This window comes from Moorena sp. SIO3H5, assembly GCF_010692395.1.
GTDB lineage: Bacteria > Cyanobacteriota > Cyanobacteriia > Cyanobacteriales > Coleofasciculaceae > Moorena.
The window spans coordinates 1-4340 of sequence record NZ_JAAHHS010000533.1 but is presented as its reverse complement, the minus strand read 5'-3'; the positions used below and the strand labels follow the sequence as shown (position 1 = coordinate 4340).

5 protein-coding genes are annotated in these 4340 nt (G+C 42.1%); 2 read left to right on the top strand and 3 right to left on the bottom strand.

From position 1 onward, the window contains the following. Positions 1–444, top strand: a 444-nt coding sequence (locus tag F6K52_RS32970; protein ID WP_293088818.1) for a DUF790 family protein, incomplete at its 5' end; no start/stop codon positions are given. Positions 445–639: 195 nt separating this feature from the next. Here the strand turns inward: F6K52_RS32970 and F6K52_RS32965 are convergent. The 3 genes from F6K52_RS32965 to F6K52_RS32955 all read right to left on the bottom strand — a co-directional run bounded on the left by F6K52_RS32965 (position 640) and on the right by F6K52_RS32955 (position 2627). Next, positions 640–912 (bottom strand): HNH endonuclease signature motif containing protein, encoded by a 273-nt coding sequence (locus F6K52_RS32965; RefSeq protein WP_293088816.1) that lies wholly within the window; start codon positions 910–912, stop codon positions 640–642. A gap of 35 nt (positions 913–947) precedes the next feature. Further along, a complete protein-coding gene (locus tag F6K52_RS32960) occupies positions 948–2186 on the bottom strand; it encodes a DUF262 domain-containing protein (protein ID WP_293088813.1) in 1239 nt (412 codons plus the stop codon). A 246-nt stretch (positions 2187–2432) separates the two neighbouring features. Further along, positions 2433–2627 (bottom strand): hypothetical protein, encoded by a 195-nt coding sequence (locus F6K52_RS32955; protein WP_293088810.1) that lies wholly within the window; start codon positions 2625–2627, stop codon positions 2433–2435. Between the two features lie 163 nt (positions 2628–2790). On the opposite strand from F6K52_RS32955, the gene F6K52_RS32950 reads away from it, so the two are divergent. Then, positions 2791–4263 carry a zinc ribbon domain-containing protein gene (locus tag F6K52_RS32950; protein WP_293088807.1) on the top strand — a complete coding sequence of 491 codons (1473 nt, stop codon included), beginning with the start codon at positions 2791–2793 and terminating at the stop codon, positions 4261–4263. The last annotated feature ends 77 nt before the right edge of the window (positions 4264–4340 follow it).

Sequence of the window (4340 nt, the reverse complement as noted above, 5' to 3'; positions counted from 1 at the left end):
TCTTACAGCGGTACGATCAAGACGGGGCATTTTAGCCTTAATGACCGCTGTGGCTTGGTGACTCACTATCCCCCTGGTAAACCCTACGACAGTATGTTAGAGGCTTCCTTTGCTAAGCGTTGGGAATCTCAGAAAACTGAATGGGTGTTGGAGCGAGAAGTGGATTTAATTCCTATTCCTGGTAGTGTGATGGTGCCCGACTTTCGGATTGTTCATCCTGATGGGCGAAATTTCCTATTAGAAATTATTGGTTACTGGCGTCCAGAGTATTTAAGAAAGAAATTTGCTCAAGTGCGCAAGGCCGAATGTGACAATTTGATTCTGGCGATTTCGGAACGGTTAAATTTGGATAAAGCTGGAGTTACGGTTAAGAATTTACCAGCTCAAGTTGTTTGGTTTAAGGATAAACTTTCACCGAAAGCTGTGTTGGAGCTTTTGGAATAGTTTGGGGAAAGGCACAGTTGTTGAGGATTATAGCAGGGAGCAGGGAGTAGGGAGTAGGGAGCAGGGAGCAGGGAGCAGAAACCATAAAGCAGCGCGGTCTCGCGCTGCATCAAGACAGAGGTAATAAAATTGCATTTACCTGATTAGGATTAAAAACGCTATAATTATATGTTTAGGGGTGTGGCGGCACACACTCTAAATGCGATCGCTTTTTTGTGCGTTACATCGAAGGCAAAGAAGTTGAAGATTATCCCAGGTAGTTAAACCACCTTTGCTAAAAGGATGAATATGATCAGCTTTAAGCTCTCGAAATCCTTTGGGTCCTCGAAATAATCTGTGACACAGAGGACAGACATATCCATTTAACTCGCTATTAAAATTCTGCCTAAAGTAAGCTTCTTTCCAAGTTAAAGGAAAAGTTCTTCGCCGAGAATTACAGGGAGATAGTCCTTCGGATAAATCAACCATTTTTATGTCTATTTATTCAATATTAATCTAACAATTTAAACAACTTTATCACACTGTTGCTTCTGTCCTTTTTCTCCAGTCCATTGACCTTTTGGTTCTGGGTATCCATTTTTTTCATTAAGTATCTCTCTGGCTTTATTTCGAGGGGTACGAATGAATTCACCCGCATGATTCCATTGTGTATTTGATAATTGTTTGGGAGATATTTTAAGCTCAGCTGCTCCCGCTATAAACAGAGCAAGCTGCTTGTACTTATCGACACTAATTCCGCTAAAACCTCGTGATAAAATAAATTGCATCCAATTAACAAATATGGGAAAATACTCTTCCGAAATAACTTGAAAGTTTGAAAGGATTTGTTTGCTTCTTTCTTCTTTTGAATCTTCTTGATACTGAAGTTGACTACAGTAAATATCTAAGGCGTTCTCCGTTGAGCCGTTAAAAAACATTTTGAGATAATTCGGCCTTTTCAATAAATCATCAAGTTTTTGACGTTCAAGACAGATTAAGTACCACAAAAACATCAATGATGGTGTTTGACCTTTTGCTTTTTCTTTACCCTCCCACCATTGATACCAAGGCTCTCTAGCTTCATCAAATTTATCCCAAGGATTAGAAAGTCCTTGTCTTTGCGCTAACTCAATCATTCGTTGAAAAGGCTTTGTAGTAGAGTTGGGTTCATCCTCTTCACTCACCTCTTCATTAGTGTCAGTAGGATTATCATGAATTCCAACTAAACGAATAAAGGTTACACTTCTAGACTGACTGTAATAAGCTAAACGAATATCTTGACCAGAAAGAGGAGTTCCTCCTTCGTTGATTCGTCTAAATATTTCTAGCTTAGTTTGTAACTCTATACTTTTAGGAAGATAAATTATAGTCAGCGGATAATCATTAAATATATCTTTAAGATCATCCTCCAATTCGCTGTATTTTTTGCCGATATATAGATGAGCTTCTGGTAGAATATAGTCAATAGTTTGATCATCACTGATAGAAAATTCATCATTAGCAAAACTTCTGAGAGTGTTGAGTCGTTGTTGCCCATCAACTACTTCGTATTTTCGGGTATCATCTTCACAAAAGAAGAAACCTGGAATAGTAAGGTTGTTAAGAATAGACTCAATAAAAAGTGATTGTTTTCTAAGGTTCCATTGATTAGCATCTCTCTGGTAATCAGGAATATAGACACGCCCTTTTTTTAACCTTCCTAAGATTGTGTCTATGCTTTCGCTTTGAGCTTTTGTGGTGTCTTGTACTAAAGGTTCAAACATACAAGCTCCTTCTGATTCTTTTAATCACTACTGGAGGCATACTCTTCTGAGTTATAGCTATATAGTTCCCTGTTAAAATTCCGAATTAACAAGATTAGCTGTCGCAACCCAAAATCATCCCCATGCCCAGCAGGCAATCAGGGCAAGCCCAAGGGAAGGGTGCTGGGTTACGGGACCGGCTGTGCCAGGGGCGAACAGGTGGAAAATCAGCCCGAGCCCGTCTTATCAAGCACCCTACGGACTGGATTATTCCTTCAAGGGTGTCTCAAATATCACCACATGGTGGAAATTGGGCAGCAAGCGGTTGAGCGCTTGCTGATACGCTTCCGCATCACTGCGCCGATTGAATCGCGCTACGGTTATCCGTTGCATCTTAGGTAAGTGCCGAATGAGACACCACGGTTTCAATCGGTCTCGGTAAGTTTGTCGAGTTGATATCATATAGTGAAATACCCCATTTCTATGGGTTGTTTTAAGAAAGGCGATCGCCTCGCACTTAAGTCCTCAAAAGTCGGTACAAAATTCGATGTAACGGTATAAGACAGACATAGACATTTTACTAGCGCTAGATTATAATTGAAGCATAGGACACAGCCAGTTAACGATGCCATTGAAAGTAGACACAACAAAAAAGATATCGACTCAGGTCGTCCCCGTGGTGGGAATGACCAAGTCGGTTGAATTGGAGTTGTTGCAGGTAATGAAGAAACTAGGCGTCGTCAGGTCTGAGTCTTACAACAAGCTGGGCAGCATCAGTTATTGGGGGCTGGACTGGAAAAAAGCCTATCCAGAAGTCAGGGGTTTCAGGAAACCTGAGTCCTTGGGGTTACCTTCCAAATTGATGGAGTGGACTGTCAGTGATGTAGCTAAAGCTATCACGGCGAGCCAGGCAGCCTGTACCGATGCAGTTATAAAAAGGGTTTACAAAAGGTTTTCTGGGAAGATTTACCAGAAGGTCAGAAAGGAACTTTGTAAACAGCTATTGACTTTAGCCTTCTTAGATAATCCACTACTGCACAGACTCGTCAGGAAAGAGTTTCAACGAGGACGTTCCTGGATCAAAAATCAGATAGTTTACCAACAAGGAGGATACAGATGTAAACGAATCTCTCGCCATACTTATCAGCTAGAATTGGCTGGCCTAAGGAGAGGAAAAAGGAACAGAGTAATTGTCAGGTCTAATCGAAAAATAAAAGGACAGATTAGACTAATCTACAATCAACTCCTGCAAAGGTTTGAAGTTCACTTTTTAGTCGATCATGGCACCGTAGAGATTCCCTCTTCCCGCCGGGCTATCGGAGTGGACAAAGGATACACTGAAGCTTTCTATGATTCAGATGGCCAGGCGTACGGGAAAGACTTGGGTAAACTAGCAACCAAGAAATCCGATCGGATATGTGCAAAGAACCGCAATAGAGGAAAGCTCTGGGCAATACATAGAAAACTAGAAAAAATAGATCCAGCCAAGTCGGCTCGGATACTTGAAAACAATTTAAGCAGAAAAACAGAAAATCGCCGATTGAGAAAAAACCAATCAGAATTGAAGTCGATTATAGGAGCGGCTTCTAAATCTCTTTTTAAAGGAGAATCATTAAAAGTATTTGCTGAGAATTTGACACAGCCGATTAGAAATAAACGTCAGTCCAAGGCCATGTCCCGCAAGCTTAATAGCTGGATGAAGGGAGAAATTCGGGACTCCTTGCAGAAATGGGCTAATTGGACTGGGTCGGTTGTAACAGAAGTCCAGCCGAGCTACACGTCGCAAGCTGACTCCGTAACTGGAACCCTGTTAGGGAAAAGGATCGGGGACAGTTTTACCAGATTTGATGGGGTCGTGTTGCAGGCTGACCACAATGCTGCCAAAAACATCCTTGCTCGGGGTACAGACAAGGAAATTTCCCGGTATATGAATAAAACCGAGGTTCAAGCAGTGTTGTTGCGCCGTACCGCGCGTTTCTTGAGAGGTATGGGACTGAGTTTGGCTGATGCGGTTGAGCTTGGATGGCTTGACTTTAAGCATAGTAAAACTCGGGCTTTCAAGGAACTCCTTGCCGGGATGCAAGGAGCGCCCAGATAGATGAGTGGGAGGCTTGACTCCAATTGCTGCACGACCACTCCTCACTCGGGCAACAATAGAATGCACCTTGACCGTTT

Bases quoted from the DNA above. Each gene is read 5' to 3' on its own strand.
- F6K52_RS32965 (WP_293088816.1), bottom strand. From the start codon at position 912: ATGGTTGATTTATCCGAAGGACTATCTCCCTGTAATTCTCGGCGAAGA.
- F6K52_RS32960 (WP_293088813.1), bottom strand. From the start codon at position 2,186: ATGTTTGAACCTTTAGTACAAGACACCACAAAAGCTCAAAGCGAAAGC.
- F6K52_RS32955 (WP_293088810.1), bottom strand. From the start codon at position 2,627: ATGATATCAACTCGACAAACTTACCGAGACCGATTGAAACCGTGGTGT.
- F6K52_RS32950 (WP_293088807.1), top strand. From the start codon at position 2,791: ATGCCATTGAAAGTAGACACAACAAAAAAGATATCGACTCAGGTCGTC.